46 protein-coding genes and 1 tRNA gene are annotated in these 26787 nt (G+C 64.6%); 21 read left to right on the top strand and 26 right to left on the bottom strand.

Features of this window, described 5'->3' with window-relative positions:
• Positions 1-251 precede the first annotated feature (251 nt).
• From V5F48_RS05165 to V5F48_RS05275, 23 genes are all read right to left on the bottom strand, one after another.
• Positions 252-509, bottom strand: a complete 258-nt coding sequence (locus V5F48_RS05165; protein ID WP_394040754.1) for a hypothetical protein — start codon at positions 507-509, stop codon at positions 252-254.
• Entirely contained in the window at positions 487-678 is a 192-nt protein-coding gene (locus V5F48_RS05170; RefSeq protein WP_394040756.1) for a DUF4326 domain-containing protein, read from the bottom strand. Before V5F48_RS05170 ends, V5F48_RS05165 begins: the two co-directional genes overlap by 23 nt.
• Positions 671-1312, bottom strand: coding sequence for a J domain-containing protein (locus V5F48_RS05175; protein WP_394040758.1), 642 nt, complete (start codon positions 1310-1312; stop codon positions 671-673). The genes V5F48_RS05170 and V5F48_RS05175 overlap by 8 nt, the downstream gene beginning before the upstream one ends.
• Positions 1305-1508 carry a hypothetical protein gene (locus tag V5F48_RS05180; RefSeq protein ID WP_394040759.1) on the bottom strand — a complete coding sequence of 68 codons (204 nt, stop codon included), beginning with the start codon at positions 1506-1508 and terminating at the stop codon, positions 1305-1307. Before V5F48_RS05180 ends, V5F48_RS05175 begins: the two co-directional genes overlap by 8 nt.
• Complete coding sequence (locus V5F48_RS05185; RefSeq protein ID WP_394040761.1) at positions 1501-1788, bottom strand: hypothetical protein; 288 nt, start codon at positions 1786-1788, stop codon at positions 1501-1503. The genes V5F48_RS05180 and V5F48_RS05185 overlap by 8 nt, the downstream gene beginning before the upstream one ends.
• A 2-nt stretch (positions 1789-1790) precedes the next feature.
• Positions 1791-2282, bottom strand: a complete 492-nt coding sequence (locus tag V5F48_RS05190; RefSeq protein ID WP_394040763.1) for a hypothetical protein — start codon at positions 2280-2282, stop codon at positions 1791-1793.
• Positions 2282-2803 carry a hypothetical protein gene (locus V5F48_RS05195; RefSeq protein WP_394040764.1) on the bottom strand — a complete coding sequence of 174 codons (522 nt, stop codon included), beginning with the start codon at positions 2801-2803 and terminating at the stop codon, positions 2282-2284. Before V5F48_RS05195 ends, V5F48_RS05190 begins: the two co-directional genes overlap by 1 nt.
• The gene (locus V5F48_RS05200; RefSeq protein ID WP_394040766.1) at positions 2800-3423 is read right to left on the bottom strand and encodes a lambda exonuclease family protein; all 624 of its coding nucleotides are present in this window, start codon (positions 3421-3423) and stop codon (positions 2800-2802) included. Before V5F48_RS05200 ends, V5F48_RS05195 begins: the two co-directional genes overlap by 4 nt.
• Entirely contained in the window at positions 3420-3953 is a 534-nt protein-coding gene (locus V5F48_RS05205) for an NUMOD4 motif-containing HNH endonuclease (protein ID WP_394040767.1), read from the bottom strand. The genes V5F48_RS05200 and V5F48_RS05205 overlap by 4 nt, the downstream gene beginning before the upstream one ends.
• Before the next feature lie 8 nt (positions 3954-3961).
• Positions 3962-4969 carry a coiled-coil domain-containing protein gene (locus V5F48_RS05210; protein ID WP_394040768.1) on the bottom strand — a complete coding sequence of 336 codons (1008 nt, stop codon included), beginning with the start codon at positions 4967-4969 and terminating at the stop codon, positions 3962-3964.
• Complete coding sequence (locus V5F48_RS05215) at positions 4969-5817, bottom strand: ERF family protein (RefSeq protein WP_394040770.1); 849 nt, start codon at positions 5815-5817, stop codon at positions 4969-4971. Before V5F48_RS05215 ends, V5F48_RS05210 begins: the two co-directional genes overlap by 1 nt.
• Positions 5810-5995: a hypothetical protein gene (locus V5F48_RS05220; RefSeq protein ID WP_394040772.1), complete on the bottom strand. Its 186-nt coding sequence runs from the start codon at positions 5993-5995 to the stop codon at positions 5810-5812. The genes V5F48_RS05215 and V5F48_RS05220 overlap by 8 nt, the downstream gene beginning before the upstream one ends.
• A gap of 1 nt (position 5996) precedes the next feature.
• A complete protein-coding gene (locus V5F48_RS05225; RefSeq protein WP_394040774.1) occupies positions 5997-6224 on the bottom strand; it encodes a hypothetical protein in 228 nt (75 codons plus the stop codon).
• 7 nt (positions 6225-6231) lie between these two features.
• Entirely contained in the window at positions 6232-6393 is a 162-nt protein-coding gene (locus V5F48_RS05230) for a hypothetical protein (RefSeq protein ID WP_394040776.1), read from the bottom strand.
• Positions 6393-6785 (bottom strand): helix-turn-helix domain-containing protein, encoded by a 393-nt coding sequence (locus V5F48_RS05235; RefSeq protein WP_394040777.1) that lies wholly within the window; start codon positions 6783-6785, stop codon positions 6393-6395. Before V5F48_RS05235 ends, V5F48_RS05230 begins: the two co-directional genes overlap by 1 nt.
• Positions 6785-7099: a hypothetical protein gene (locus tag V5F48_RS05240; protein ID WP_394040779.1), complete on the bottom strand. Its 315-nt coding sequence runs from the start codon at positions 7097-7099 to the stop codon at positions 6785-6787. The genes V5F48_RS05235 and V5F48_RS05240 overlap by 1 nt, the downstream gene beginning before the upstream one ends.
• Positions 7096-7299 (bottom strand): hypothetical protein, encoded by a 204-nt coding sequence (locus V5F48_RS05245; RefSeq protein WP_394040781.1) that lies wholly within the window; start codon positions 7297-7299, stop codon positions 7096-7098. The genes V5F48_RS05240 and V5F48_RS05245 overlap by 4 nt, the downstream gene beginning before the upstream one ends.
• Complete coding sequence (locus tag V5F48_RS05250) at positions 7296-7649, bottom strand: hypothetical protein (RefSeq protein WP_394040782.1); 354 nt, start codon at positions 7647-7649, stop codon at positions 7296-7298. Before V5F48_RS05250 ends, V5F48_RS05245 begins: the two co-directional genes overlap by 4 nt.
• A gap of 49 nt (positions 7650-7698) precedes the next feature.
• A complete protein-coding gene (locus V5F48_RS05255; RefSeq protein ID WP_394040784.1) occupies positions 7699-7977 on the bottom strand; it encodes a hypothetical protein in 279 nt (92 codons plus the stop codon).
• Between the two features lie 335 nt (positions 7978-8312).
• Complete coding sequence (locus V5F48_RS05260) at positions 8313-8663, bottom strand: hypothetical protein (RefSeq protein WP_394040785.1); 351 nt, start codon at positions 8661-8663, stop codon at positions 8313-8315.
• 55 nt (positions 8664-8718) lie between these two features.
• Positions 8719-9876, bottom strand: a complete 1158-nt coding sequence (locus V5F48_RS05265; RefSeq protein WP_394040787.1) for a type I restriction endonuclease — start codon at positions 9874-9876, stop codon at positions 8719-8721.
• Positions 9877-9950: 74 nt separating this feature from the next.
• Complete coding sequence (locus V5F48_RS05270) at positions 9951-10211, bottom strand: hypothetical protein (protein ID WP_394040789.1); 261 nt, start codon at positions 10209-10211, stop codon at positions 9951-9953.
• Positions 10212-10525: 314 nt separating this feature from the next.
• Positions 10526-11236: an XRE family transcriptional regulator gene (locus tag V5F48_RS05275; protein WP_394040791.1), complete on the bottom strand. Its 711-nt coding sequence runs from the start codon at positions 11234-11236 to the stop codon at positions 10526-10528.
• 86 nt (positions 11237-11322) lie between these two features.
• Between V5F48_RS05275 and V5F48_RS05280 the strand changes: the two genes are divergently transcribed.
• Together V5F48_RS05280 and V5F48_RS05285 are read left to right on the top strand one after the other, a co-directional pair.
• The gene (locus V5F48_RS05280; RefSeq protein WP_394040793.1) at positions 11323-11559 is read left to right on the top strand and encodes a carph-isopro domain-containing protein; all 237 of its coding nucleotides are present in this window, start codon (positions 11323-11325) and stop codon (positions 11557-11559) included.
• Positions 11556-11735: a hypothetical protein gene (locus V5F48_RS05285; protein ID WP_394040795.1), complete on the top strand. Its 180-nt coding sequence runs from the start codon at positions 11556-11558 to the stop codon at positions 11733-11735. The genes V5F48_RS05280 and V5F48_RS05285 overlap by 4 nt, the downstream gene beginning before the upstream one ends.
• 4 nt (positions 11736-11739) lie before the next feature.
• Here the strand turns inward: V5F48_RS05285 and V5F48_RS05290 are convergent, their stop codons facing one another.
• Positions 11740-12015, bottom strand: a complete 276-nt coding sequence (locus V5F48_RS05290) for a hypothetical protein (RefSeq protein WP_394040797.1) — start codon at positions 12013-12015, stop codon at positions 11740-11742.
• Between the two features lie 129 nt (positions 12016-12144).
• Between V5F48_RS05290 and V5F48_RS05295 the strand changes: the two genes are divergently transcribed.
• The 3 genes from V5F48_RS05295 to V5F48_RS05305 are packed head-to-tail and all read left to right on the top strand — an operon-like array spanning position 12145 to position 13033.
• The gene (locus tag V5F48_RS05295; protein WP_394040799.1) at positions 12145-12381 is read left to right on the top strand and encodes a hypothetical protein; all 237 of its coding nucleotides are present in this window, start codon (positions 12145-12147) and stop codon (positions 12379-12381) included.
• Positions 12381-12659, top strand: coding sequence for a hypothetical protein (locus V5F48_RS05300; RefSeq protein ID WP_394040800.1), 279 nt, complete (start codon positions 12381-12383; stop codon positions 12657-12659). The genes V5F48_RS05295 and V5F48_RS05300 overlap by 1 nt, the downstream gene beginning before the upstream one ends.
• A complete protein-coding gene (locus V5F48_RS05305; RefSeq protein ID WP_394040802.1) occupies positions 12656-13033 on the top strand; it encodes a COG3415 family protein in 378 nt (125 codons plus the stop codon). Before V5F48_RS05300 ends, V5F48_RS05305 begins: the two co-directional genes overlap by 4 nt.
• A 2-nt stretch (positions 13034-13035) precedes the next feature.
• On the opposite strand, the gene V5F48_RS05310 is transcribed toward V5F48_RS05305, so the two are convergent.
• Positions 13036-13518: a hypothetical protein gene (locus V5F48_RS05310; RefSeq protein ID WP_394040804.1), complete on the bottom strand. Its 483-nt coding sequence runs from the start codon at positions 13516-13518 to the stop codon at positions 13036-13038.
• Between the two features lie 56 nt (positions 13519-13574).
• On the opposite strand from V5F48_RS05310, the gene V5F48_RS05315 reads away from it, so the two are divergent.
• The 11 genes from V5F48_RS05315 to V5F48_RS05365 all read left to right on the top strand — a co-directional run bounded on the left by V5F48_RS05315 (position 13575) and on the right by V5F48_RS05365 (position 20890).
• Positions 13575-14063, top strand: coding sequence for a hypothetical protein (locus tag V5F48_RS05315; protein WP_394040806.1), 489 nt, complete (start codon positions 13575-13577; stop codon positions 14061-14063).
• 198 nt (positions 14064-14261) lie between these two features.
• Positions 14262-14882 carry a GIY-YIG nuclease family protein gene (locus V5F48_RS05320; protein ID WP_394040808.1) on the top strand — a complete coding sequence of 207 codons (621 nt, stop codon included), beginning with the start codon at positions 14262-14264 and terminating at the stop codon, positions 14880-14882.
• Positions 14882-16093, top strand: coding sequence for a DNA polymerase III subunit beta (locus V5F48_RS05325; RefSeq protein WP_394040810.1), 1212 nt, complete (start codon positions 14882-14884; stop codon positions 16091-16093). The genes V5F48_RS05320 and V5F48_RS05325 overlap by 1 nt, the downstream gene beginning before the upstream one ends.
• Positions 16090-16311, top strand: coding sequence for a hypothetical protein (locus V5F48_RS05330; protein WP_394040812.1), 222 nt, complete (start codon positions 16090-16092; stop codon positions 16309-16311). The genes V5F48_RS05325 and V5F48_RS05330 overlap by 4 nt, the downstream gene beginning before the upstream one ends.
• Positions 16308-16910: a helix-turn-helix domain-containing protein gene (locus tag V5F48_RS05335; RefSeq protein WP_394040814.1), complete on the top strand. Its 603-nt coding sequence runs from the start codon at positions 16308-16310 to the stop codon at positions 16908-16910. The genes V5F48_RS05330 and V5F48_RS05335 overlap by 4 nt, the downstream gene beginning before the upstream one ends.
• Positions 16907-17098 carry a hypothetical protein gene (locus V5F48_RS05340; protein ID WP_394040816.1) on the top strand — a complete coding sequence of 64 codons (192 nt, stop codon included), beginning with the start codon at positions 16907-16909 and terminating at the stop codon, positions 17096-17098. The genes V5F48_RS05335 and V5F48_RS05340 overlap by 4 nt, the downstream gene beginning before the upstream one ends.
• A 241-nt stretch (positions 17099-17339) precedes the next feature.
• Positions 17340-17963: a hypothetical protein gene (locus tag V5F48_RS05345; RefSeq protein WP_394040818.1), complete on the top strand. Its 624-nt coding sequence runs from the start codon at positions 17340-17342 to the stop codon at positions 17961-17963.
• Positions 17964-19231: 1268 nt separating this feature from the next.
• Positions 19232-19888 carry a hypothetical protein gene (locus V5F48_RS05350; RefSeq protein ID WP_394040820.1) on the top strand — a complete coding sequence of 219 codons (657 nt, stop codon included), beginning with the start codon at positions 19232-19234 and terminating at the stop codon, positions 19886-19888.
• 2 nt (positions 19889-19890) lie between these two features.
• Positions 19891-20115, top strand: a complete 225-nt coding sequence (locus V5F48_RS05355; protein WP_394040822.1) for a hypothetical protein — start codon at positions 19891-19893, stop codon at positions 20113-20115.
• A gap of 180 nt (positions 20116-20295) precedes the next feature.
• Positions 20296-20763, top strand: coding sequence for a hypothetical protein (locus V5F48_RS05360; RefSeq protein ID WP_394040824.1), 468 nt, complete (start codon positions 20296-20298; stop codon positions 20761-20763).
• 50 nt (positions 20764-20813) lie between these two features.
• Positions 20814-20890: transfer RNA gene (locus tag V5F48_RS05365), tRNA-Pro, on the top strand.
• Between the two features lie 597 nt (positions 20891-21487).
• Here the strand turns inward: V5F48_RS05365 and V5F48_RS05370 are convergent.
• Positions 21488-21643 (bottom strand): hypothetical protein, encoded by a 156-nt coding sequence (locus V5F48_RS05370; protein ID WP_394040826.1) that lies wholly within the window; start codon positions 21641-21643, stop codon positions 21488-21490.
• An 897-nt stretch (positions 21644-22540) separates the two neighbouring features.
• Between V5F48_RS05370 and V5F48_RS05375 the strand changes: the two genes are divergently transcribed.
• Genes V5F48_RS05375 through V5F48_RS05395 form a run of 5 tightly spaced genes read left to right on the top strand, consistent with a single transcriptional unit; the run spans position 22541 to position 26786 of the window.
• The gene (locus V5F48_RS05375; protein ID WP_394040828.1) at positions 22541-22855 is read left to right on the top strand and encodes a hypothetical protein; all 315 of its coding nucleotides are present in this window, start codon (positions 22541-22543) and stop codon (positions 22853-22855) included.
• Positions 22848-24542: a terminase large subunit gene (locus V5F48_RS05380; RefSeq protein ID WP_394040830.1), complete on the top strand. Its 1695-nt coding sequence runs from the start codon at positions 22848-22850 to the stop codon at positions 24540-24542. Before V5F48_RS05375 ends, V5F48_RS05380 begins: the two co-directional genes overlap by 8 nt.
• Positions 24543-24556: 14 nt before the next feature.
• Positions 24557-24739, top strand: a complete 183-nt coding sequence (locus V5F48_RS05385; protein ID WP_394040832.1) for a hypothetical protein — start codon at positions 24557-24559, stop codon at positions 24737-24739.
• Positions 24739-26100: a phage portal protein gene (locus V5F48_RS05390; protein ID WP_394040834.1), complete on the top strand. Its 1362-nt coding sequence runs from the start codon at positions 24739-24741 to the stop codon at positions 26098-26100. The genes V5F48_RS05385 and V5F48_RS05390 overlap by 1 nt, the downstream gene beginning before the upstream one ends.
• Positions 26097-26786 (top strand): HK97 family phage prohead protease, encoded by a 690-nt coding sequence (locus V5F48_RS05395; RefSeq protein ID WP_394040836.1) that lies wholly within the window; start codon positions 26097-26099, stop codon positions 26784-26786. Before V5F48_RS05390 ends, V5F48_RS05395 begins: the two co-directional genes overlap by 4 nt.
• Position 26787 lies beyond the last annotated feature (1 nt).

The following is a 26787-nucleotide window of genomic DNA, read 5'->3' on the forward strand; positions in this document are numbered from 1 at the left end:
GCGCCCGAAGGTACCCCTCGCCGATGCTGCCGCGAGGATATCCGGGGCTCAAAGCAGCAGGCTCCTTGCCCTTCCGCGCCCGGTCCCATTCTTCGTTGAGGCGGATCGCCTCGGCTTTGACATCGGCCGTCAGGGCGGCGCCGAAATTGCGCAGCGCGAACCCATGCTGGCGCATCGCGCGCGTGGGGCGCCACCGCCAGCGGCCATTGACGAAGACGAGATAGCGGATCTTGTCCTTACCCACGTCCCGCTCACAGGTTGGCGATACGGGCAAGCGCGCCCTCCCGAGCGTCGCGCGCGGCCGCTGGGGCGGTCAAGTGCGAGCGCTTGTCCATCCAGGCGTCGATTGCCTTCAGGTCGTACATACCTGTATCCGGGTCCGGCGCAGGGAACCCGCGCCGCTCAAGACGCGGCCGTGCCGCTTCAAACTCTGGCAGGGACAGGTGCAGGCGGCGCGCTGCCTTGTCCGGAGGGATGTCGCGGGGCTCAACCGGGAAGCGGATCGCCATGGCGGCTTTCCTCCTGCGGCTGGAGGGCGACGCCGGCGTACCGGAGGTCAGGCGATCCGACCCTGTAGGGGTTCCCGAACTTGGTGGATCGATCGAACTTCACCGAGTTCGGAGGCAGGCGCCATCCCTTGGCGCGCGAAAGCTGGATGCGGCGAGGTGCGTCAGCCACGACCCACCTCCTTCAGCGCCGCCTCGCGTGCGGCGTTCAGCTCTGCGGCAGCTTCATGAGTGCCGCCATGATCCGGGTGCGCACGCTTCATGGAGCCGCGGTATGCCGTCTCGACCATCTCGGCGGTGACGGGCCGGCCGCCGGCATTGAAGCCGAGAACATCCCGCCACGGTCGGGTGGCGGTGGGCGCGGGGAGGGCGGCGAACCCATCGAAGGCACGCTCCATCATCACGCCACCGCCGTGGCGCTCGACCTGGCGCAGTCCCTCAAGGGCAAGCGCAAGGGAGCGCATGTTCTCTTCGGCGCGCATGTAGCTGTCCGCTGCCATGACCAGCGCGCGGCCGCGCCGCTCGAAGTAGATGGCCACGCCCTGGTCTTCCGGCCGGCGCTTGCCTTCGACCGGAACGCCATCCCGGCCCACGGGGAAGTTCGTCGAGAGAACGACGGACCGCACGCCCAGCTTGCGCGCTTCGCCGAGGAGCGCGTCTCGCGCCTCGGCGAAGGTCCAGAACGGAGACTGATCCTTGCTCCAGCGCGTCCGCTTAAACCGAAACTTCCCATCGACGATGTGTGAAGCACCGGTGCGGTGCCATCCAGCGGGCCAGGAGAGGGGATAGGCGGTGGTCTCACCCATGGCCGGTCTCCTTCATGATCTCGGGGGCCCGCGGGTCGCGATACCCGTCGACCTTGCATCTCTGCCCGGGCAGGAGGATCGACGCGGAGGTGCGTGGCCGCACCTCCTTGCAGCGGGGGCAGGAGACGCCGAACTTCTCGCGACGCTGCTGGCGGTCGAATTTGACGTCATTCCAATAGTCGCCGAGGTCACCCATGAGCCGCCTCCCGTCTCTCCTTCTCGGCCTCACCCTCGGCGGTGAGCCGCCAGATGACCTCACGGCCCTCGCGCTTCATCTGGAGCCAGCCGCGCCGACGCCACTTCTGGATCGTGCGATCGGCGACGCGATCACGCGCCTCATCGCCTCCGGAGACCTCCGACACGCAGGAGAGGCCGGAATAGGTGAACGGGGTGCCGTCCAGCATCCTTGCTTCGACCGCCGCCACCACGGGGGCCTCGATCTCGGCCCGGTTTTCCTTGGGCATCAGGTGGTGCACAGTCAGCCTCCCGGCCGGGCTTCGGCCCGGGCTTTGATCACGATGTTGGTGAGGGCCCGCACGATGTCCTCGCGCGGCGCGCGGCCGAGGCGCAGGGCGGTTGAGACGGCATAGAGCTGGTCGGCGACCCTGAGCGGGTTGATGCCGATCGCCTCCCACCACCATTCCTCGCCGTTCGAGTGCTGGGCGTCCTTGTTGCCCTGATGCTTCTCGGGCGAGAGCGGCACGGTCCAGCGATCATCTGGCTTCGCGCCGCCGCCGGGGTTCACCTTCCCGAAGGCCGCGCTGGAATAGCGGATGTGGGCGGCCTCGTTCCGCCGTCGCAAGGTCGGGAGCGCGCCAGAGGCGAGGCACGGCAGGTCGCGCATCAGGTCGAGATGCCCGGCGTCCTCCTGCCGCCCGCGCTCGCGGGGCGGCTTTCGGGACGGGACGGGCCGCGCCGATTTCTGGGGGATCGGCGGCCAGCCACCTTCTGGCACGATGCGGAGCGCCATCACGCGGCCTCCCCGCGCTTGCGCAGCTCCTTCGCCGTCACCCCCAGCATGTCGGCGATCACCTGCATGATCGCGGCCTTGCTCTCGTAAAACTGCCTGGCGCCCATGGCGCGCATAGACTGGCTCTTGGCTCGGCGGATCAGGACGATGGGGCCTTCCACTTTCGCGAAGGCGAACTCATCCAGGGCCGGGACCGCGGCAGCGACGCGCAGCGCAGCGGCGCGCGACCCGGCATCAACCGCAAGCTCGTGGTAATAGCCTGCCTCGATCAGCGCCCGCTTCCGGAGATGGTCTTCCGAGGGGTAGAGGTGCGCGATGTCCTCCGGCAGGTTCATCCATGCGTCGTGGAGCCAGGCGAACTGGTGGTTATGGCTGGCACGAGACCGCGGCTGCTCCACCACCATGGCGTAGATCTCGCCGATGATGAAGAATTTGTCGGCGAGCTTGGCGAAGCGCTGTGAGACGGGGGCGAATGCCTCGCCATCCCAGTTGCACGGGATCGGGGGCGCGTGGTCGCTCATGCTGCCGCTTTCCCGCCGCCGTAGGCGCGGATCTGCTCCACCACCTCCTGCAGTTCGGCGTTGAAGTCGGAGACGGCCTTGGACAGGGCCGCGATGTAGAGTTCATCGCGCTGCGCCCGGACCACCAAGGGCGGCAGGCGGGGCCAGTAGGTGACGAGGTCGATCCATTCCCGCTCGGCAACCCACAGCGCGCCCTGGCACTGGGCTTTGTGCTCGGGCGAGAACTCGCCCTTCAGGAGCTTCTCGATCAGGAGATCGCCGCGAGTGGTCTTGATCTCCAGCATGCCATTGGTGCCGAGCAAGCTGTCCGGGCTACATCCTTTCGGCCCGTTTACGATGAAGCCGACCCGCTCGGGCTCGACATTGTATTGGAAGGCGTACCAGTCGCGCGCTTCAGACTCCATCACCTTGCCGCGCTCCATCGCAGGCGATGTGAAGGTTTCAGTCGGTTCTCCGGTGATGATTTCGGCGGCAAGGCGGCACATGTATGAGCGCCGCGTCTTGCCTTCGCCTTTTGCGAGAAGAGCACTGAACATGCTCGCAGTCGGGATGCCGAGACGAATTTTCATCCATTCGTCCGTGCCCTGGTCAATCGCATCATAAATGATCATCTGGCTCATTGTGGTGCCCCGATATGTTTCCATGTCTTACGGCGGAGAATGGAGGAGACGTTTGCCGGTGTAACGCCAAGATCTGATGCGATATCTCGACCTAGCCGCCCATCCCTGTTCTGTTCATGGACTAGAAGAACATCCCGTTCTGTGAGCTTGGAGTTCCCGTTCCGCTGCCCGATTGTCATCGTCCCATGGATGATTTTGTCGGCGTCGTTCCCGCTGGGGGTATCCCAGCGAAGATTTTCAGGCCGGTTATCATTGGGGATGCCATTGTTATGGGCGCAGACCATGCCGACAGGCGCCGGGCCGACGAATGCATCCAGGACAAGGCGATGAACCCATGCCCATAGGTGGGCGCCGCCCTTGCAAAGGCGAACATTGATGTGCCCCGACTTAGAGGTCTTCAGAGCCAACACGTGGCCGGGATAGCGCCTGCCATCGGAAAGGACCCGATCAAGGCCCCTGACGCGGCCATGGTTCGAGACTTCGTAGAGGCCCTCAAACCCCCTGATCGCGCGCCATTCTTCAATGCTCATGGCCGGCCTCAGTATCGAATGGAGATGTGCGGCACCTGGCCGCCAATGATCAGCTTGAGCACCGCCCGCGCGGTCTCGGCTTCGATGCCCCCGGCCACCAGGGCCGCGAGGGCGGCTCGGTTGATCGTGGCGCGGTGTTCCTTGTCCTGCTCCCGGCGCCTCGCCTCGGCCTCTTCGGCGGCCTTTTCCTGCTCCTGCCGGCGCCGTTCGGCTTCCACGGCATCAGCCGCGCGGCGCTCGGCATCCTCAGCCTGACGCTTCAGCTCCTGTTCGCGACGCCCGGCCGCTTCGCGCTCGCGAAGGATGGTCTCCTCGGCGCGCCGGGAATCGGCCGCGGCCTTCTCCTCAGCTTCGCGCTTGGCCTTTTCTCCCGCCTCGCGGGCAATCTGCTCTTCCCGATCCCTTTTTGCGCGCTCTTCCGCCTGGCGGCGCAGCTCGGCGAGTTCGGCCTGTTCTGCCTCATAGCGCTCGCGCGCCTCAATGCCGGCGGTCAGCGCACGAACAGCGGCATCCTTGGTCTTGGCGTAGGCGGCCTCGTATTCCTCGCACTGTGGGCCGACGGCCACGGCTTCGACTTCGGCGAGGAATTCCAGAAGCTCATCAACCGGACGCTGGAGAGGAGCGATGCTGGCGATTTGCTCCATGCGCGCAATGGCATTGGTGTGCCGCTCGACGCGGGCTTCTTCGGCGTTCTCCCAGTCGGTCAACGGCTTCCGAGCCTTCTCGGCCAATGCCTCCAACGTCTCTTTGGCGTGCTTGCGCGCCGCATCGATCTTTTTCGGGATGAGCTTCTGCTCATCGGCCAAACCCTTTCCGACGCTCTCGATGTAGGTTTTGACCTTCGTCACCTTGGCGGCGAACGATCGGATCTCGCCCCGCCCTTTCGAGGTGGACGCATCGGCATCGAATGCATCGACCTCGTCCCGGACCTTCTGCAGGTAGGGTTCCAGGGCGTTCTCAGTCGTGAAGACGGCCAGCGCGGTCTGCGGCTCGATCGTGATTAGCTCGAGTTCCATCACTTCGCCCTCTTGCGTTCGAGGGCCGTCTTCGCCTCATCGAAGCGGGACGCGGGGAGGTCGCTAAGGCGGTCAATCCGCATGAAGGTGCAGAAGCGCTTCTCATCGGCCTCGACGCTGGCGGCGAGGTCGCGCAGCGCCAAAACCTGGTCTTCCGAGACCGTCTCGACGCCTCCGGCTGCGCGGCCGTCGTCGTCCCGGTCTTCGCGCGCCCGGCTCTGGAAGTTCAGCAGCGCGCGCGCCGTGTAGCGCTGGCCGTAGCTAATCGTGCTGCCGACGGCCTGCACCGAGTTCTTGGACCCGGTGCTGTCGTGCATCAGCGTGATGGTGGTTTCTTCCTGGTGCCCTTCGGTGTGGCTCAGGACCGCAGTGATGTTCTGTTTCCCGTCGGGGGCGACGCTCAGGCGGAAGGACAGGCCGAACCCGTGGGTGCGGAGCACCGGCTGGATTGCCTCGTTGATGTCCTCCCAGCGGGCGTATTTCGTCTCCTGGATGACGACGCCGCCCTTCTCGATGCGGATCCTCCCATTCTGGTCGATGGTCGGCAGATCGGCCTGCATGTCGGGGAGGGCCGCAAGATAGGCGCGCTTGGCCTCTTCCGCCCGGATGGACCGGTAATTGTCCATCAGCCGCGCGACCTTGTCGGCGTCGATCTCCGGGTTGCTGGCGGCCTGCATGATGGCGCCGAGGATCGAGCCGGCGTCGGATTTGGCCGAAGACCGGGGCGCGGGGCGGCGGGCGGGCGCCTGCCGCGCCTGGCGCGTGGCCGGGACATTCGACTTCGGCGCCGGCACCGATACGGTGATGTCCAGATCGTCGATTTCGTCGGCATATGCGATTTCAGACATCGTGGTCTCCGATCATGTGCACCGGGATGCGCGGGACATCGCCGTGGGGATTGGTGTGGGGGTCGAGGGCGTCGGCCCGTCGGCGGCTCGCGCTCACGCGGCCGGCCGCATGGTGGGCGAGCACGCCGAGCGCGATCAGGACGGCGCCAAAGCAGGCGATGGCGATGAGCGCGCGCATGTCAGGCGGCACTGGGCCATTCGCCGCCGGCGAGGCCGGCGAGGATCGCGTCATTGATGCGATCGAAGCGCGCGCGTTCCAGCGCTTCCTCAAGGCCCATATCCATCTCCTGCTCGGTGAAGCCGGCGGAGCGCAGGAGGCGGATGACCTCGCGGCCATCGCCGAGGTCGCAGGTGGATCGGGTGAGTTCGCCCACCATGAGGTCCACGCGATCGGAGAATGTGACCATGTCGTCCTCACTCATCGCCGGACGCGCGCCGCAGCGCCGCGTCGTGGGGGAAGCCGAGCGTCCGGAACAGGTCGTACCGGGCGCGGTGCGCGGCGAAGGCCGCTGCGTGTTGGCTGGACACCGCCATGGTGGACCAGGGCCTTCGCAGCCTGCGGAGGAACTGGAGCATCAGGCGGCCTCGGCGTTCGGTGCGCCGGCCGTGGCTTCGTGAAGCGCACGGATCGTGTTGATTGCCGCAGTTTTGGAATGCGGCGGGAGCTGCGAGAGGAGGTCGACGGCCTCGACGGAGGCGGTGTCGCGGGCTTGGGGCAGGGCCCCGGCGTCGTTCTCCGTGCCGCGGAGGAGATAAAGTGCCGAGACCTTGAGAAAGTCGGCGATCATCACCAGCGTGCTGGAGGCGATCCGGTTTTTGCCGTTCTCGTATTTCTGGATCTGCTGAAACGTGATCCCGAGGTGTTCGCCGGGCGCTTCCTGGCTGACGCCGCTGCGCAGGCGGGATTGCTTCACACGAAAGCCAATCACCACATCGAGTTCGTTGGTCTTATCCTTCAATGTGGGCATCAGGCGCTCCAAGGGGCGAAGGCCGCAGCGGCGAACCCGCTGGGCATGGTGAAGAGGTCGGCGGCGACGTAGGCCGTCGTGGCGGATGCGAGCGCTGCCCCGAGGATGACGGCGCCGACGTAGGGCGAGACCGGGCACCACGGCAGCGGGATCTTCGGGATGCGCCGCTCTTCGAGGTTCACGACCTCGGCAAGGGAGGGGACAGCCGCCGGCTGCGGCGAGGGAACACCTTCGGCCGGCGGCTGTGGCGCCGCCTGGGGGCGTGCGGCGGCGCGTCTGGAATTGAAGAGGCGGGGGAAGCGGAGGATGGTCATTCGGCGGCCTCGCGCAGCATCTTGGACTGGGAGCCGGCGTTCTCATCGAAACGAGGGACGATGCGCGGGCCGTGCGCCCGGTAGATCCGGACGGCAGTGTCCTCCGCCGAGTGGTTCGCGTTGATCAGTCCATTGAGCAGCTTTTCGAGCCACAGCCGGGTCTCGTAGAGCTCCTGCTCGGTGTGCTGTTCGATCCTCATGCGGCGCTCCTGTCGGCGCGGGTGACGATGCCCAGCTGGGCACGCGTGGCCGAAAGCTCGGCGCGGGCGTCGGCGGTGATGGGGATGAGCCGGGCGAGCAGACGCGTGGGGCCCGCCTCGGGATGGGTGGGGTGCCGCCGACGCATCTCGGCAAGCGCCGCGTCCAGCCCGACGGAATGGACGAGGTCGACGAAGATCGTCGCGAAGGCGTCGCTGTAGGAGCGGCTGTGCCAGTAGACCGGAAGGCCGGTTTCGTGAGCCCGGATCGCCGCGTCGAGCGAGATGCTGTCGATGGCGCTCGGATCGGTCACCGACGCGCGGATCGCGGCTTTGACGGCAGCAGTGTCCATGATCCCCTCCCGTTGAGGAGGAGCGGCCCGGGGGCCGCCCCGGCTGGCCTCAGTAGCTGCGGCCCGGCTGGGTCATGTCGTCCACCAGGATGGCCTTGCGGCCGATGATCTGGCGCTTCCGGGGCAGGACGGGGCTCCCCGCGTAGTAGTCGGCCAGCCGGCGGGCGGCGCGGGCACCGGCCTCGGTGGTGGCGGCGTCCAGCATCTCGACCGCCTGGACCCATCCCCGGTAGCAGGAGGCCCGGCCGGGGGCGTGGGCGTCGAGAGCGAAGGCCGGGATCGGGAGGCCGTGGCGCCGGGCGGTCTGGATGGTGTCGGTGGTGGCCATGTCGGTGTCCCCTCGGTTGATAGGGACAACATAGAGACAACACGTAACATGTCAACATGAAAAGTGGCGATCAACCCAAATCATGTTGTTCGCGGCAATGCCCCTGCTACACTCCATCTCGCCCCGTGGTGGAGCGCACGAAAAAGCCCGCCGGTGAGGGCGGGCTGAGGAGGTTGTTGATGCAGCAGATTCGCCAGTGGCTATCCCAAGTTCTGGTAATGGTCGTGGCCCATATCCAGCCGAAGCGCGCGGAGCCCATCGCCCCGCCTGGAGGTGTTGCCTTCTACAAGCGCGATGTAGGCGCTGACGGGTGGTCCTATAAGTTTGGGTCGCAATCAGGCGACGGTAGAGAGGGCAACGCCTAGTTCCCGCGCCTTTCCCCTGTCCAGCGCGAACCGTATCGGCGTCTTCAGCCCCGGAACGTCAAATTCGAAAACGACTTTGTCGGGTACCACCTCGAAGCGCCCGGCATTTGCATCGAGAAACAGATTGGGGCCGTGCGTTTGGGCGCGAGCCGTCTTCACGGCAACTTCAACTTGATGCAGCGCGGCTTCAAATATGTTTGATGGAAGAGAAAGTGACGCCGGCATCCCGTCAACTGCGATGACGCGTAGAGTTACGCGCGTTCCACCGTCCGTCTGTTCCGCACCAACAATGTTAAGGCCGGTGATTTCTCGATTCGACATGTTGATCCTCACATATCAATGATGAACCGCCGGAGGCGGGCGAGGCCGAGAGGTCTCATGCGCCGTTTGCAGCAGGCGGCGTCTTGGAAATCGCGGCAACCCGCGCCTTGAACGACGCGAGTAAGGGGGCGTCAATCTCGCTCAGCGTTTGAACCGTGATGTCGCCTTGGGTCAGGCCGGTGTCTTCCGGAAAAATGAAGCGGTATCCTGGTGCGGTCTTTGATTCTATGAACTCGAATATCCGGCCCTTGCGCTCCATTTTGTAGAAAACCACAAATTTCCCCTGATAATCGCGGTATTCGATAGACTTGATCTCAGCGAACAACCCATCGTCGCGGACGAGGAATGCCAAGCGCTGCTGCACCCATCGGAAAACCTCCAGCTCGCGCTCAGTCGTGATGATGGCGTCCGCAGCGGGCGCTGGAGCGGCGGGAATGGGGTCGATAGGTGTAGGTGCCTGAGCCTGATCTGGTTTCGGCAGATCCAGCCGGTGAAGGATCTGCCTGTTGATGAACTCCCGAAATGCGGCCTGGATCACGGGCCGATATTCGTCGAGGGTCTTCTGGTTGATGTGGCCAATCCCAGCTTTCCGCAGGAGGGGCCGGGCGAACTCCTCCGGCGGATCGGCGAAGATCGTTGCGACCTGAGAGAGCACGGAATTGTAGATGTGCTTGCGCTTGGCTTCAGCGCCGATGTTTTCCGGATCGAAGACCGATTTGCTCAGGCTATGCAGCCCTTCAAGGGCGGAATCGTCGACCTTGCCCTTGGCAACGTCGCTCAAATCGAGCCGCAAGAATGGGTTCGCATCCATCATGTTAGGCTCATCGGAATCAGCGTAGAATTCCCAAACGAGCCCGTCCGTGAGGACGCCCATTTTCACGGTCTTCGCCGCGTTGAAATAGCTCCTGAGCTGCCCCCTGTCGTCTCGCAGGCTGGCAGCCCCGACAGGCTTGCTTTCAATCGCAATGACCGGCTCGTTTGCCTTGAAAATTGCGTAGTCGACGCGGTTTTTATACTTCTCTGAAAAATCACAATGATGTTCTGGGAATACCTCGTTCGGGTCCATGTGGTCATACCCCAGGATGGAAACCATCGGGATGACGAGGAACATCTTTGTTGATTCTTCATTGACGCATCGAGGTGCGGCAGAAACCGCGCGTTTGGCGAGTTCGACAATCTTGTCGCGAAAATCCCCCAATGCCCCCGCGTCCATCGAATCCTCCCACGCCCAAACTGAAGCACAACCATAGCGTGGTGTTGGGAGGGGAGTCGATGCTGCTCAGCAGGCTACTCCACGGCGCCGGACTCTTCGAATTCCTCAGGGATCTTGCCGTACCGCGCAATGATCACAGGCTCCCCCCAATCGCCTAGCCCCGGGTCCGGCGACGTGCGCGACCATGCGATGACGCCGAGCTTAATGCCGCGCGCGGCCTGAGCCTTCGCCTTGGCTTGGGATGCCGACTGGCAGGCGATAGGCTCCTCAGCGACCGGATAGCCATCGATCTCAATGAACGTCTGGATGACGTGGATGGTGAATGCCTCGCTCATGCAACCTCCATCTGGCGAACGACAGGGAATGCCTCGACCCGCAGCTCCTTGCCGCGCCCGCCGGCGCGCCGGCATGCAGGGCAGAACAGGCGCTTGGAAACCTGCCCGACCGTGTGATCTGGACGCAGCCCACGTTGCCGAAAATGCCGCTCGAACCAGACTGTCGTATGGCCGCAATCAGCGCAGGAAATGAGCATCGATGCTGTGTTGGAAAGGCAAAGCGCTACTCCGTCGCCCGGCATTCTCGCCCCCGTGTTCATGTTATGTTCCATACTGATCGAGGGGCGATCCGGAGTCGAATCGAATCTGCGCCGCTACCGTGGAACGTTGCCAACGACCTTGTGGACGGCGACCACCCGATCAAGCGGAAAGGTGAGGGTCTTGTCCTGGCCTTCGGGTGGATTGTGCTGCAGCAAGACGAGCTTGCCGCCTCGGCGGGCGACGAACTCCTTCACGAACCCATAGGGCGGCTCGTGTTCGTCCATCTTGACCTGCACCACCACGTCGTCGCCCGCGACGATCGGGCGGCTTGGGTCCACATAGACCGTCGCCCCCGGCTTGAATGCGGGAACCATTGACGTGCCATAGACATAGACGGCGTAGGCGTCCTTGACGTCCTCAAGGCCCGGTAGAATGAGGACGTCGGCCACCTTGTTGCCGTTGAGGATAAACCTTCCGTCATCGTCAGCGCCGCCGGCGGCCTGGCCAAAGACGGGGATCTTCCGCGTTGGCCAGGCCGGAACGTCGACAGGATGGGAAACTTCGGCCTTGAGCTTGGGGTCCGCTGCCGGAGCGATGCCCATCTCCGGCGTCGCGCCGCGCTCCTTCGGTTGTTCACCTGTGAGGAGCCATCCAGCCCGAACACCAAATGCGCGGCCATAGGCTTCTGCCTCATCGGCCCCAAATTCGTTCTGGCCGTTCTCGTGCGCCCGATACGTTGATGCTGCCACGCCGATGCGCTCCGCGCCTTTGGCAGCAGAGGTAAAGTTCGCGGCGATCCGTGCCCGCCGGAGGCGGTCTCCCATGCTCTCTTGCATGGGTGCGAACACATCATGTGTCGCAACATCAATCATGTTGACTAGTGCAACATAAATCATGTAGTCGTGTTGGCATGCAGACGGTCAGCGATCTCATCGAAGCTCTCGGCGGCAATGCTGCCTTCGGTCGTATCATTGGGAAGCGGCCCTCGACCGCATCCGAGATGAAGCGGCGCGGATCGATACCGGTCGAGTATTGGCCCGCTGTCACAGCCGCGGCCGGTGAAGCTGGCTTGAAGATCCAGTATGCCGACCTCGTAGCCATGCACGTTGCGCAGCCCCAGCCCGAACACCAGGGGAGCGCAGCGTGAACGAAGCTCCTTCCTTCTCCCGTATGGCGGCTGCAATCCGCGCCGGCGACGATGAAGCCGCCGAGCGCGAGTTCGATGCGCTGGTCCGCATGCTTGTGCGGGAGATCACCCCCCCGCCACTCAGCTTCGTGATCAACGAGGATGGAAGCTACTCCATCATTGAGGGAGGGCGGTGATGCATCACCCTTCCGCCCCCTTTGTGCGTGCTTTCGCGATGAGGAAGACCGTCTCGACCTTGGCAAGTGCATCCCGCACCACCGCCCCGTGCTGCTCCGGGGATGCGTTGAGGCCTTCGATCGCGCGGAAATTTTGCGCAAGGCGCTCCTCAATGGCGCTGAGCCAAGCTGTGGCGTCAGCCTCCTGGCCCGCCGCGTGCGCCAGTAACTCGGCGAGTATGGCCGCCGTCGCCAGCCCATTCCCCACGGAATTCGGGGCATTTGCAGGTGATTTTTCCATTCGTCTCTCCATCGAATCGGTGTTGCAACCTTCGATGGTGGAGCATCCGCTGCCGGCCGGGCAATCCTGCCCTGACCTGTCCGTGCCGGCAGCGGGACGCGCCACACACGTCGAGCGGAGGACTGCCTGATGTCCGAATTCGCTCCCGTCACCACCATCGAAGACCTCATGTCGCTCGACACCGTCGAGATGGTCGACGGCTATTGGGATGGCTGGCACGGCGTTCCCGAGCCCGGCAACAACCGGTCCCGCGCCTACTGGCACGGCTGGAAGAACGGCGCCGCTGATGCCGGTCACCGGGAGAAGTGCGCCCACCAGTTGGAACTCGCACGGGTGTTCGTCGCCTACCAGCGGAGGGCCGCCTGATGCTGGTTATCCGCGTCGAGCTCTGGCCTGGCGGAGACAAAGCCCGCGCGCGAACCCTTGCTGAGGCGTCGGTCACCGACATGTCCGGCCTTTCGGATGTGTCCGATTATCATGCCATGGCTCTGGAGCACGGCAGCGATGTGACCGGCCTGCCGGACCAGGCCGGCGGCTTCATGATCGCACAGCACCCGCGCCGGTCTTCGGTCTGGCTGCTCGTCGCCAAGGTGGCGTTGCGCGCCGCGATGCGCTTCACCCCTGAGCGGAGGGCCGCCCGATGAAGCGAACCCCCGAAGCCATCGCCCGCATGAAGCGCCTCATCGAGGCGGGAGCGTTGACCAGCACGATTGCTCGCGACATCGGCGTCTCGCCCGCCTCCATCATCAAATGGGCCAAGCGGGAAGGCGTCCGGCTGATGACGCGATCGGAGGCTGGCAAGTGCCGGGCGAAGGACCCTGGCGAGCGCTCGCGGCTGGCAGAACTTTCCCGCCGGGGAGGGGAGGCGCTGAAGCGCAAGTGGGGGCTGTCTTCCATCGTTCCGCACTGGGTGCCGAGCGATCTGAGCGACGACTATGCCGATTTCGCCGTGCTCTATGGCGAGGAGTGCGCCGCCTCGCGCATCCGCCAGATGAAGGCGGAGGCGCTGGCGTGCTGACCTCACCCGCCCGCCACCTTGTGGCCGATCCTCAGCCGGCGCGCATCGGCGCACGCGCTGGTCATCGCATCTGCGGTGATGGGCATGGACGGCCGCAGGTATCCTGCCTCCGCCTCGATGTAGCGGAGGAGGGGTTCCCCGCGGTCGTTGCGTTCGCGCGCGATCCCGGCGAGCAGCGTTGCGAACATCCGCGTCGTCCCGATCGACGGCATCCTCTTCTCCATGTTGGGGCGCCGGCCGGCTCCTGGTACGACTTCCATGCCGGCCGGCGCACGGGCGGCGACGCGAGGGGCGGTGCGCGCGGCCCGATCCGATTTGAGTTTGTCCACGATGGCGCCTGCCAGGGCGCCGATCGTGATGAAACTGTCGTTCCCCTGGTCGGCTTCCTCCCGACCCACTTCGGTGTGTCCGGTTCCCGCCGGGCCGCCGCTTCTATCCGCGCTCGCCGCAGCACGTCCTGCCAGATCATCTGCGGCCAGCAACATCGTTCCGTCTCCCGGTCTCTCGTGATGCTTGAAGTAAAGCAGAAGGAGAAGCCGCAGTGTCGGATAATGATACCGGGTTCTCGGTCAATCGCACCGAGCGCAAGGTGAGCATCATGAGCGCAGTCGCAAAAGCGTCCGAACATCTCCGTGAGCTTTCAAGGCCGTGCGCACCCGGAGAGGGCGTGAAGGGCGCGATCAACCGCGTCGCCAAGCTCGTCAACGACGTGGGCAGGGTGCGGGGCATCTTGAGAGACCCGATCCGCACGTCGCGGATAGAGGACATGTGGCGGAAGCAGGCCCGGCGCATTGACGCTGAGGAGATGGACGCGATCCGTGCGGCGCTGGCTCTGAAAGAAGCTGCCCAGAAAGAGAAGAACGTCCATGACGCCCAAGCAGAATACGCCGGGCTCGTCGCCCGCATATCCGCCCTCGAAGCTGCCCTTCGCCTTTTCGCCACGGACGAAGGCCGGGCTTCTCTGGCTGCGCTTCTCGAAGAGGGTCGCCCGCTGGATAGCCCCCTGGATCGAGACGGAGAAGGCCGATGATCCGTCGCCCTGAATTTCGACGTGCAGCTGCTGCCATGATTGAGCGCGCCGTCTTCACGTTCGCCGGGCTCGCCCTCGGCATCTGGTACGCCGCGCACCACAGCCCGCACTGATTTCGCGGCTTCGGCCGCTCTTCATCACCGATCCACGTCAACCGGCATTTCGCCGGGCGCCTTCGTGCGCCCTGAAGGAGGACCCATGTCCGAGATCCCGACGATGGCTTCGCCCGAAGCGGCGGAGCTGATCAAGGCGCTCACGAAGCGGCTCACACCGACCGACGCGAGGCTGAACTACCTCACGGACCTCCTTAAGCCGATGCTGGGCGTGGGCGAGCCGGAAGACCGGAATGCCTTCTATGCGGCTTCCCGCATGCTGGGCTGCACCCCGGCCTTCGCGAAGAACATCGTCGGCGCCGTCGCCCGGCGGGGCTCTGCCAAGGCGTGGCGTCAATGGAGGGCCCGCAAGCCGGCCCTGCCGGTGTTCGAGGTGCCGCCGCTGGCGCCGAACCTCGTGGGATTTGTCTATTTCTCCAGCCCCGTCTCGGCGCCGAACGTCGTGAAAATTGGAATTTCCACCAATCTCGAAAGGCGCTTGCGCGACCTGGAGGCGGAGACTGGCGAAGAGCACCGGATCGCGCGCTGGTTCGTCGGCACGACGGTGGACGAGGCCGTGGCGCAGTTCGCGGTCGCGGGCAGGCGCATCACCGGGAAGTGGTTCAAGACCGAAGAACCGGGACAGATCCCCGGCTTCCTCCCGATGGGCCTTGAGGCGATGCAGCAGGCCCTCGGCGCGGACCTCCTGAAGGGGAGGGCGGCGTGATGGCGGGTATCACCGTTGAGGCTGGCGCCCTTCTGCGCGCGCTGTCCCGCACCCTCGCAGCCGTGGATCGCCGGCCAACCGTCCCCATCCTCGCGACGGTCTACCTCGCCTCCTCTGGCTGCCAGCTGACGGTTGCCGGGGTGAACCTCAAGATGGAAATCCGCGCCCAACTGCCGGCGGTCGGGGAACTCCCGGCGACCTGCGTAAACCCGCGCGTGCTGCGGGATTTGTTGAAGGGATTGCCGACTTCTGAGCGCGTCACGCTCGAAGCCGGGGAGAGCGGCACGACGTTGCGAGTGCTGATCGGAGAGGAGCACTGGAGCCTACCCACTTTGCCGGCGGAGGATTGGCCGGCCATCTTTGCCAAGTCGGAAGGTCAGCTTGCGGAAATTCGCCTCGACGCCGGTTGGATCGGTGATGTCCTCGCGCGGATCGCCCCGTTCATGTCCACTGAGGATACCCGCTACTACCTCAACGGCGTGCTGCTGGAGGCCGAGGGCGACAAGCTCCTGGCCGTGGCTACGAACGGCGCCCAATTGGGGCGGGTCGAGCGCACTGTCCCGGAGGCGGCGACGGCGATCTCCGCCGCCGGCTTCGTCGGCCCGAAGAGCAGTTGCATCATCCCTAAAGACATGGTGCGAGCTATCCTCGCCCACATGCGCGGGCCGCTCACGGTCGCGCTCTCGTCGGCGCCGCTCGTATGCCGGGTAGAAGGCGACGGCCTGACCATTACCGGCAAGCTGATCGACGGGATCTACCCGGACTATCGCCGCATCCTCGAAGAGCCGAAGGACATTGGCTACGAGATCGACCGTCTCGCGCTCCTTTCAGCCCTGGTACGGCTGAAAGCTATATCCAGTCGCGGGGAGGACCCTATCGTGTCCATCTGCTGGCGCGAGGGGAGGGTATTTCTGGAGCGGCGGGACGCCGAGATGGGAATAGCATCCATCCCGGTGCCCGGGACCACGCTCGGGACCTGGCCGAACATCCCGCTTCACTTCGACCGCGCCCGTCTCGCAATGGCTGCGCAGCAGATCAGGGGCTCTGCATTCCGCCTCCACGGCGGCAGCAGCCCGTATTCGCAGGCCAACCTCGTCGATGTCTCGGACCCGGCGTCGACCTTCATCTTGATGCCGATGCGTGGCGAAACGGCGCTCCCTCACGAGCCGCCCGTGCCGCCGGCTGAGCCCGAAGTGAGGGCTGCCGAATGATCAAGGTGACGAAAGCGCAGCACGAAGCGCGCGCGGCCATTCGACAGCAGGGTCGCGCCTACATGCAGAACCAGAAGCGGAAAAGGCTTTTGGAGGCCACAGGCCAGCCCGTGACCATCACGTGCAGCCACCCCGCCGGCTTTTTCGGCTTCCCGATCCGGCACGTCGACCCGGCCACGCGCGCCATGATCGACGCGGCATTGGAGGGGCGGAAATGAACGCCGACATGCTTGTCAATTCGCCCGAGCTGGCCCGGCAGCACAAACAGGCGAAGGCCCGACGGGCCCGCCTGTTTGGGCGTTGCCCCGCCCAAGGCGGCCAGCTGTCCGCCCCGCCGCCGAAGCGCCCGTCATCGGAACGCAGACCGGTGCTCAGCCCTGAAGAGGCCGCAGAGCAGCGGGTGGCCCGGAGGCGGGAAGTGGACCGGATCCGCCGGGAAAAGGCGCGCGCCTTGCGCGAAGGAGCGCCGCCGATCCAGCGTGTCATTCCGCCTCTTCCGGAGGGCTATGACCCTTCACGACCGACTGTGCCTGGGATCATGCGGTTCGTCGCCGCCTACTACGGTTGCACAGCGCAAGATCTTCAGTCGCCGAGCCGCATCCACACCGTGGTGAAGCCGCGCCAGGTCGCCATGTACCTGGTCAAGACGCTGACCACGCGATCCATGTCGGAGGTCGGCCGGCGGTTTGGTGGTCGCGATCACACAACAGCTTTGCACGCCGTGCGCAAGATTGCGGCGCTGATCGGGGAAGCATCGGACCTGACCGCCGAAGTGGAAGCTCTCCGCCTCAAGCTGACCGGAGGCGACGCAGCATGAGCGCGAAAGCTGACGAGATGATCGAAGAGGCGAAGGCGATCCGCCGGCTCCATGAGCTGGCGGAGGGCGTCCGCGCCATCCGATCTGAAGCCAAATATCACGGCAAGAGGGCATTGGCTGGGGCCGCGCGCTTGGAGGATGGCGCTCGTGCGCTCCGCGAGAAAACTCAAGCGGAGGGCAGGAGATGATGAAGCCGGCCAAGACCCCCGCGCGTGTCCAACGCATCATTGATGCCGTCAGGGGGGGGGCAAACCCTTCATCTCTGCTTTCGGTTCAAGGAGAGCGGCGAGACGGAATGCCTCTATCAGCTGGAGCCGAGCGGGAAAGGCGTAGGCCCTCGGAGCGCGGCAGAGGCCATCGCGACGGGAGATCTGATTCCGGTTGGGGACGGCATGTTCGGCACCTCTCAATCGTGGAGGGCGTGACGCGATGACCGTCGTTGCATCGAACTACGCCCGCAAGGAAAATGACCTTTATCAGACTGAGCCTTGGGCGACGGAAGCGCTCCTGCGCGTGCTGCCGCCTCTTCGGGCGGGGCATATTGTTTGGGAGCCGGCGGCCGGCAACCACTTGATCGCTGATGTGGTCCGCGAGGCCAGCGTCCCGGTCGTCACCAGCGACATCGCGATCTATGACCGGCCCCATGATTTTCTCTTCGATTTCCTGTCGGGGGCGCATGACGGCCCGGATGCGACGCACATTATCACGAACCCGCCCTATGGCAGGCAGAACCGCGACGCCGAGAAATTCGCGGCGTTGGCGTTGTCGCGCTGCCGCGGCTGGGTCGCCCTTCTCCTGACCGCCAAGTTCGACTTCGGTAAGACGCGCGCGCACCTCTTTCGCGACTGCCCTAGGTTTTTCGGCAAGATCGCCCTTGTGGACCGCATCCAGTGGTTCGCTGGGGATGGATCAGGTACGGAAGACCACGCCTGGTACATCTGGGCCCCCACGGGTGAGGCTCACCCGCACGGGCGCATTTTCTACGAGGGCAACCCCGCCAAGCCGGCGCGCCAGCGGAAGGTGCGACGCCGCAAGCTGGAGGCGGCGGTATGAACGCGCACATCCTCACCGGCGGAGAGGCACAGGCCCTCAAATCTCGCGCCATAGACCTATGGTGCGACGGGACGAATCCCGCGGATATTGCAGAAGCTCTTGGTGTAGCCGAGAGCTGGGTTCTGCACGTCATCAACCGCAGCCCGTACGCTGCAGCCGCTAAGGTTGCGGCTGTAGTGTGGGGCCGGCTTTCTGGAGAGGTGGCCTCATAATGGCCCGCATCCGCACCATAAAGCCGGAGTTCCCACAATCGGAAACGATTGGGAAGCTGTCGCGCGACGCTCGGCTGCTGTTCGTCCAGCTATGGACCATCGCAGATGACGAAGGCCGCGGTCGGGGGGCGCCCCCCGTGCTCGTGGGTGCCCTATACCCATATGATGATGACGCATCATCACTTATCGAGGCGTGGCTGTCCGAGTTGGAGGGCGCGAGCCTCATTGCACGATATGAGGTCCGCGGCTCGCGCTATTTCCAGATTTCGGGGTGGCGAGATCATCAGAAGATCGACCGTCCCACGCCAAGCAGGTTCCCCCCTCCATCTGGAGAAATCGTAAAACGCACGCTTGAGGTGGATATCGAGGCCGCGATCTTCGACGGGCTATCCAGAATGGAAGAGTTCTGCGGTGGGCGCATTCTGGATGTCCAAAGGCAGGTGCGCATCGGGTCATCATACCTTGACATCGTGTGCAAGACAGATCGGAAGACATTCGTCTTGGAGATCAAGAAGGACCGCATCAGCGGTTCAGATGTTGGCCAGGTTATGCGGTACTGCGCCCTAGTCGATGGCATTGGGATATTGGTCGGCTCTGGGCTGTCACCGAGGCTGACTGTTGAAGAGTGCACCGCCGGCAATGTGGCTGTGATGACGTTCGGAGACGGCGCGCTAACAACCGTCATTGAAAATTCTGAAGTTCAAGAACGCTCGATAACGTTCTCGAGCGTCATCGAGCGTTCAGCGACGGACCTAGGACCTAGGACCATGGATCTAGGACCTAGGATCAATTCCGATGCTGACGCATCGGGCGCCGAGGCGCCTCCGTCCCCAGCTTACACCGATGCTCGGCATGAGCTGTGGGGTGAGGGGAAGCCGACATTGCTGAGCCTTGGCATCCCCGAACGGCAATGCGGGCAGCTCATCGGCCGTTGGCTGAAGGCGACGGGCGACGACTGCGCCGGCGTTCTGGGCGCGATCCAGCGAGCCCGAGAGGCGCGGCCACACGAGCCCATCCCGTGGATCACCAGAGCCCTGCCCACGAAGGCCAATCGAAATGACCGCAATCACGACAATCGACCCAACCGCCGCCCTTCTGGAACCGACCAAGCAATCTCCGCCCTGGCTGACGCGGTCGCTCGGCGCACTGGGGGAGGGGTTTCGCCCGACGATCCCGGAGGCTTTCGCTTTGACCGAGGCCCAGAGGACGACGGTGGAAACGCGGGCGGAGCGGCTGGCGCAGCACCTCGGCTCGGCTTCGGCGGCTGAAATCGGGAAGTGCATCGCCATCCTGCAAGCCCAGTTCCGGGAGCGTGAGGTTGACGATGGGAGCGCGGCGGCTCGTGCCGAGGGTTACCTGATGGCGCTGGAAGGCGTCCCGCTGTTCGCGCTCCGGGAAGCCGTGCGCCGGGTAATGCGAGCTGATGCCGGTCTGAACACGGCGTTCATGCCCAAGGCGCCGGAGATGCGGGCGCTGGTGAATGAGATCGCCCAGCCGGCTCGCTTCCACCTGGTGCAGCTCCGGCGGTTGATCGAGGCGAAGGTGGAGCGCGCCCCGAACGAGCGGGACCGGGAACGGGTGCGGGAGATGGCCGCCAATCTTGCTGCGGCGCTGGCGCCCCGCGAAGGCGAGCGTGTCCGCCGCCGGCATCCCCCGAACCCTTCCGGTGTCGACCATTCGGAGCCGTACTTCTTCAACGTAAAGGGCGAATAAGCATGGATACGACCACCACCGAGCGCACCAGCGTGACCGACCTCCGCAAGCAGCTTCAGGCCGCCTTGACCGAGAAGGCAGGGCTTGAAGCGTCTCGCCTCCGCTGGAAAGCCGACGCGGAGAAGTGGAAAGCCGAAGCCGAGCGCTGGAAGGCAGAAGCGATGGGCAAGATCACGGACGAGTGGCGCACGATCCACGAAGCCGGGGCTAAGCCTATCGAGGGCTGACAGCCAGCCAGATCAACACAGCACGTCACCAGCGGCAATTTCGACGGAAGGGGCTACATCGTCATGTCGAGAAACAAAAAGCGCCGTGGGCGGCCCTCTAATCCGAATGTGCAGCGCTACCCGAACGGCCGCACCAGGCCAGAAACATGGAAGCCGAAGGGAGAGACTGAGGTGCAGACCATGGCGACCGTTCTCGACTATCGTAGGCGTGCGCTTCCCGGCGCCGGAGACAAAGACCTGCGCTCCGCCGCCGCCGGCTATGAGCTGGGCCGGCTGCTGCTGCGGAATGTGGTGGACGGGCGCGCCCACCGGGCCGGGTGCGACTACGCTGCACTCGTGGACAGCTATCAGCGCATCAAGGGCTACCCGAGCCCGTTCCCGAGGGGGATGGATATCGGCGCGGTGCGGGGGCAGGGGCTATACGAGGAAGCAAGCGCGGATGTGGTCCGGCGCATTTCCAACGACTATATGCGGGTAACGACAGCTCTATCCGACGCGGGGACTGCGGCGATGCGGGAGGTGCGGGAGGTTTGCATATTCGACCGGGAGCCCGTGTCTGTGGATAATCTGATGCGGGGGCTGGGTGCGCTCGCCGATTTCTTCCGCATCCCTGCGGGCCATGTTGACGACGCCCGCAAATCAGTCTAGTGAAAAACATGATGCCGCCGCGCGCCTGAATGGCCGTGGCGGTTTCGATTCTGGGTGTAGCTCAGCTTGGTAGAGCACTCGCTTTGGGAGCGAGGGGCCTTTGGTTCAAATCCAGCCTCCTAGACCAGTTTCGCGCTTCGGCGCACACGAATGCGGACCGACCAACAGGCCTCTGGGCGCAAAGGCGGCGAGCATGGCGCTAAAGGCAAGCATCTGGCCCGCGCCGGCTGAGAGGCCGGCAAGCAGTTTCGAGAGAGCAAGCCCGCCCGCGCCTTGTGTGCCCCGGTAGGAAACGGCCTCCGTTCGAAGGGGAAAGCAACGATTGCCCAGCGGTGCGTAGGCGTTCGGCGAGCCGGCGCTTTGGCATTCGCTCTAGGGGCGGCACAACGCGGGGGTCGCGCCTCGCCCGCAAGGTAGCTCGGGTCGCGCCGGGCTTCTCTCGAAAGCAGACCTCCGCCCCGTCATCCTGCCGGCCACGGCGGGAGGGCGTTGGCAATGGCGCGCAATGCCAGCCGGACAGTGACGCTTTCAGCCTCTGGGACCCCATCTGATCGATACCGAGCGATTGTCGCAAGGCTTTTGCCGAGGGCGTCGGCCACTTCACGGTTCTTGAGCTTGGCGTGAGATTGCCAGGCTTTGAAGGCCTCAGATCGCATGCCTAATTTCACTCTGTAAGATGTGGATATGATAATGGTGTAGGAGGGGTTCCCCCTCCCTGCCTTTCTTACCACTCGAACCCTTCCGCCAGCTTCCTCATCTGCTTCAGGATCGCTTCCTGAACCGGCTTGCTGCGGGACTGGAAGTCCCAGTTGGAGGCGACCATCTCGTATTCGATTGCCAGGTCGATGAGGTCTCGGGTGGTCAGGTCCGTGTGGGTCATGTCGGTCTCCTTTGCTGATGTCAGTAATGTAGCATATTGAGACTATAAGTCCATATAAAAATCTCATAATGAAGCATCTATATATTGCATCTATGCGTAAGCGCGCCAAGCAGATGATGGGTCTGTCGCGCAGGTCTCTCGCACACAGGTGAGAGATGGCGCCGACGCGAAGGGAATGTGATGAGCCCCATTATTCGTACTCTGCGCCCCCGCATCGGCGCCGCGCAGCCACGCCTCAATAGCCCGCCGAAAGAGGCTGCCGCCCACTACCAGACACCAAAGCACAGGGCCTGGGCGGCAGAGGTGATACGTAGGGCAGGTGGCCGATGCCAATGGCCGGGGTGCACGAAAGGCGCCCCCGAACATCGCCTCTTCGCAGACCATGTGGTGGAGCTGAAGGACGGCGGGGCGCCGCTCGACCCTGCCAATGGGCAGGCGCTATGCGGCGCTCACCATAGCGCGAAGACTGCGCAGGCCCGCTCCGCCCGTCTCAGTAAGCCTGCCCGGTGACGGGGCCAACCGACTGTCTCCATGGCCGCCAAGGGGTAGGGGGTGTCGATCCTCGGGAGGCAAAGGGGTCGAATACCGCTTGGGGTCTCATTTGCACAATCTGGGACCCCTGTTTGATTTTGGGGTGGGCCGCCAGGGTGCCAGCCCGCGGCGGTTGAGAAATCAAACCTCCCGTAACGCGCTGTTGTGGCGTCAGTTTTTTCGCCAATTCAAAGCAAAGGATGGGCGGACATGCCGCGAGGTGGGTTCCGGCCCGGCGCTGGCCGCCCAAGGAAGTCGGGCACGAAGGCGCCGCCGGCCAAGCAAAAGGCCGTGCCCCCGAAGACGGATTGCGCCCAGCTGCCAGCCCCCCCCGCTGGCAAGGGCACGGTGAAGCCAGGCGGTTCAATGCCGATCGGGGTTGCCGCGCAGGCTGTTCTTGAGGCAGCGGTGCATGACGAGCCCATGCAGTCGACGCGCAAGTTCGAGACGGCGTTGGAGTTCGCGCTGGCAGTCATGAACGGCGAGGTACTGGGGGCAGAAGTAGCGGACATGGTCCGCATGGCTATTGCCGCAATGCCGTTCCAGCACGCGAAGCTAGCGGAGAAGCCGGCGACCAAAGGCGAGACCAAGGCGGACAAGGCCAAGGCGGCTGCGTCCGGGAAGTTCGCGCCGCCGCCGCCGCCGGGGAGCCGGCCGAAGGTGGTCGTAGACAATGGCTGAACCCATCTGGAGCACGGCGTGCCCGGACTGGGAAGATAGGATCGTGAACCGGCAATCCCTGGTGCCGTTTGACCCCCTGTTCCCTGAACAGGCTGAAGCCGGCCTTTCCATCTTCCGTGACCTACGCATCACGGACATGGCCGGGAGGCCCACAATCGGTGAGGCGTGTCGGCCGTGGGTGTTCGACCTGCCGAAGGCGCTGTTCGGGTCGGAGGACCCAGAGAGCGGGCGCCGGTTGATCCGGGAATACCTCTTGCTGGTGAGCAAGAAGAACTGGAAGTCTGGGTCGGCAGCATCGGTGATGCTGACGGCATTGCTGCGGAACTGGCGGGATGAGGCGGAGTTTCTGATCGTCGCGCCGACCATAGAGATAGCGAACAACTCGTTCGGCCCGGCCGCGAGCATGGTTAAGGCCGACGATGAATTGTGGATGGAGAGTGACGGATTCCTGAAAATCCAACCACACTTTCGGACCATCACGAACATGAACAACGGCGCGACGCTGAAGGTGATCGCGGCGGACAGCGAGACGGTCTCAGGCAAGAAGGCGTCGGGGATCTTCATCGACGAGCTGTGGCTCTTCGGCAAGCGGAACCAGTCCGAGAATATGTTCCGCGAGGTGACCGGCGGCCTTGCCTCGCGTCCCGAGGGGTTCGTGATCTATGCCACAACGCAGTCGGATGAGCCGCCGGAAGGCGTGTTCAAGTCGAAGCTGGAGTATTTCCGGGCCGTCCGTGACGGCAAGATCGATGACCCTCGAAGCCTGGGCATCCTCTACGAGTATCCGCAATTGCTGCTCAAGCGGGAGGCCTACAAGAACCCGGCATTCTGGTATGTGACGAACCCGAATTTTGGCGCGTCGGTGGATGAGCAGTTCATCGCGGACCAATACAAGAAGGACGAGCTTTCCGGCGAGGCCAGCTTGCGAGGCTTCCTCGCGAAGCACCTGAACGTCGAGATCAACCTGGCCCTCTCCAACAAATCGTGGGAGGGCGCGGACTTCTGGGAAGAATCCGGAGAGGCGATCCCCTCGCTTGAGGAGTTCCTGGCCCGGTGCGAGGTGGTCGTTATCGGGATCGACGGCGGCGGCCTCGACGATCTTCTCGGTCTTGCCTTGCTGGGGCGCGAGAAGGGCACGGGGAAGTGGTTGGCCTGGTGCCGGGCATGGGCGCACCGGATCGTTCTCCAGCGCCGCAAGGGGGAGGCGTCGAAGCTGACGGATCTGGAGAAATCCGGATTTCTCACCATTGTCGACAGGCCGGGGCAGGATGTTTCCGACATCGGCGACATCGTCATGCAGGTGGATGGCGCGGGTCTTCTCGCCGAGAAATATGCGGTTGGCGTGGACCGGGCCGGCATCGGTGACATCGTAGACGAGCTGATCGCGCGCGGCATCATCCTCGATCGCATCATGGGCGTAACCCAGGGATGGGGCCTGAACGGGGCGATCAAGACGACGGCGCGCAAGCTGGCCGGCGGCGACCTGAAGCATGAAGGTTCCCCGCTCATGGCGTGGTGCGTGGGCAACGCCCGCGTCGAGCCCAAGGGAAACGCGATCACGATCACCAAGCAAGTCAGCGGATCGGCCAAGATCGACCCGCTCATGGCTTTGTTCAATGCGGTCTACCTGATGGCATATGACCCGCAGCCGGCCCGCAAGGCGAACCCGCGCATCATCATTCTCTGAATCCGGAAGCAGCCATGTCCATTGCCAGGGGTCTTCGCGGCCTTGCCGCAGATATCGCCATCGATGTCGTCGCGCTGGGCGGAGCTGGGAGCGTCGCCTATGGCGCGTGGCTCATCTACGCCCCCGCCGGCTTCATCTCTGGCGGGTTCCTGCTCATCATCGCCGCAGTCGCGGCGGCGCGGCGTGAAAAGCCCTGATGGGCGGATTCCTGCGCTCCCTGTTCGCATCCGCGCCTGAGCGGCGCTCGGTGGGGTTCGACGACAGCTTTGTTTCGGCCCTGCTCGGGGGCGGCGCCGCGGCCAAGTCCGGCGTGTTTGTCACGCCCGAGCAGGCCCTGAAATGCACCACGGCACTTGCCGCCACGCGAGCGCTCGCGCAGGGCATCGCGCAGCCGGCGTTCGGGCTCTATCGGCCATGGGCGGCGGACAAGCGCGGCTGGGAGCCGGTCCACGATCATCCGCTCTGGCGCATCGTCACCGGCCAGCCGAACGACTGGCAGACCTCCTACGAGTTCCGCGAAACCATGATGATTCACGCCATCCTCACCGGGAATGGCGTGGCCTACATCAACCGTGTCCGTGGGCAGGTGCGGGAACTCATCCCGATCCTGCCTGGCCATTGCTCCATCGAGCAGCGCCCGAACTATGAACTCGTCTACCGCCTCACTCTGGCGGACGGCACCATGCTGACGCTGCCGCGCAGCTCGGTCCTGCACCTGCGGGGCATGTCGTGGAACACATACGAGGGGATGGACGCGCTTCGGCTCGCCAGGGAGGCCGTGGGCCTCGCGCTGGTCACCGAGGAGACCCACGCTCGCCTCCATTCCAACGGCTCGCGGCCGGGCGGCATCCTGACCACGGAGCCCAATGCGGATCTCAGCGAGGACCAGGTCGCCCAGATCAAGGCGGCGTGGCAGGAAGCCCAAGGGGGCGTCCACAACGCCATGAAGACCGCCATTCTCACCGGCGGGCTGAAGTGGACGCAATTGTCCATGAGCGGGGTGGATGCGCAGCACCTGGAGACGCGCCGCTTCCAGATCGAGGAAATCTGCCGTGGGCTGGGGGTCTTCCCGGTCATCGTCGGTCATTCCGACAAGACGGCGACGTTCGCCTCGGTGGAGGCCTTCCTGCAGGCCCATGTGACGTTGAGTCTGACGCCGTGGGCGGAGCGGGTGGAGCAGGTCTGGTGGCGGGACCTCCTCACCGACAAGGAAAAGTCCGAGGGCTACGCCTTCGACATCGACCTGCGCTCGCTGGAGCGCGGCGATACCAAGGCCCGCACGGAATACTACGCCTCCGGCATCCAGCAGGGCTGGCTTCTGCGCAACGAGGCCCGCATCGCCGAGGGCTACAACCCTCTGCCCGGCCTGGATGAACCCTTGGCGCCGCTGAATATGGGCAACGGGTCCGCACAGACCAAGCCGCCAGCACCGGCGCCGGGACCCAAGGCGGTAAAGGCCGGCCGCGTGCTCTCCGCCTCCAACGAGGCCCGGCTCGTCGGGGCCCGCGACAATCTCAACACCGTCCTCGCCCAAGTGCAGACGGAGGATCAGACATGAGCCTGCTGGAACTGAAGGGCGCGCCGAAGCCGAAGGCGCTGGCCGCCGTTGGTCTCGAATTGCGCTTCGACAGCGCGAAGCCCGGCCTCATCACCGGCTATGGCTCGGTCTTCAACGTGCGGGACACCTATGGCGATGTGGTTGCCCCCGGCGCCTTCACGGCGAGCCTAGCCGACTGGAAGGCCAAGGGCCGCCTCCCGGCCATGCTATGGCAGCATGATTCGGAAGACCCCATCGGCCGCTGGACCGAGATGGTGGAGGATGCCCGCGGCCTGCGCTGCACCGGTGAGCTGCTGCTGTCCGTTCCCAAGGGCGCCGAGGCCTACGAGCACCTGAAGGCGCAGACCATCGGGGGCCTCTCCATCGGTTTCCGGACCATCGAGCGGACCTGGAACGACGACACCGATACGCGCACGCTCAACATCGTGGACCTATGGGAGGTCTCTCTCGTCACCTTTCCGGCCTGCGATCCCGCCCGCATCGACGGCGTGAAGAGCGCGCCTGCCACCATTCGTGAATTCGAGGAGCGGCTCCGGGAGGAGCTGGGCTTCTCGCACCGTGAGGCTCGGGTGATCGCCGAGCGCGGATTCAAAGCCAGCCTGGGACCTCGGGATGAGGGCGGCGGGCTCAATGACCTCACCGCGTCCATTCGGGCGGCGGCGAAGGCCATGAAACCTGCGGCCTGAT

The organism is Xanthobacter autotrophicus ATCC 700552, assembly GCF_043194565.1.
Lineage (GTDB): Bacteria > Pseudomonadota > Alphaproteobacteria > Rhizobiales > Xanthobacteraceae > Xanthobacter > Xanthobacter autotrophicus_F.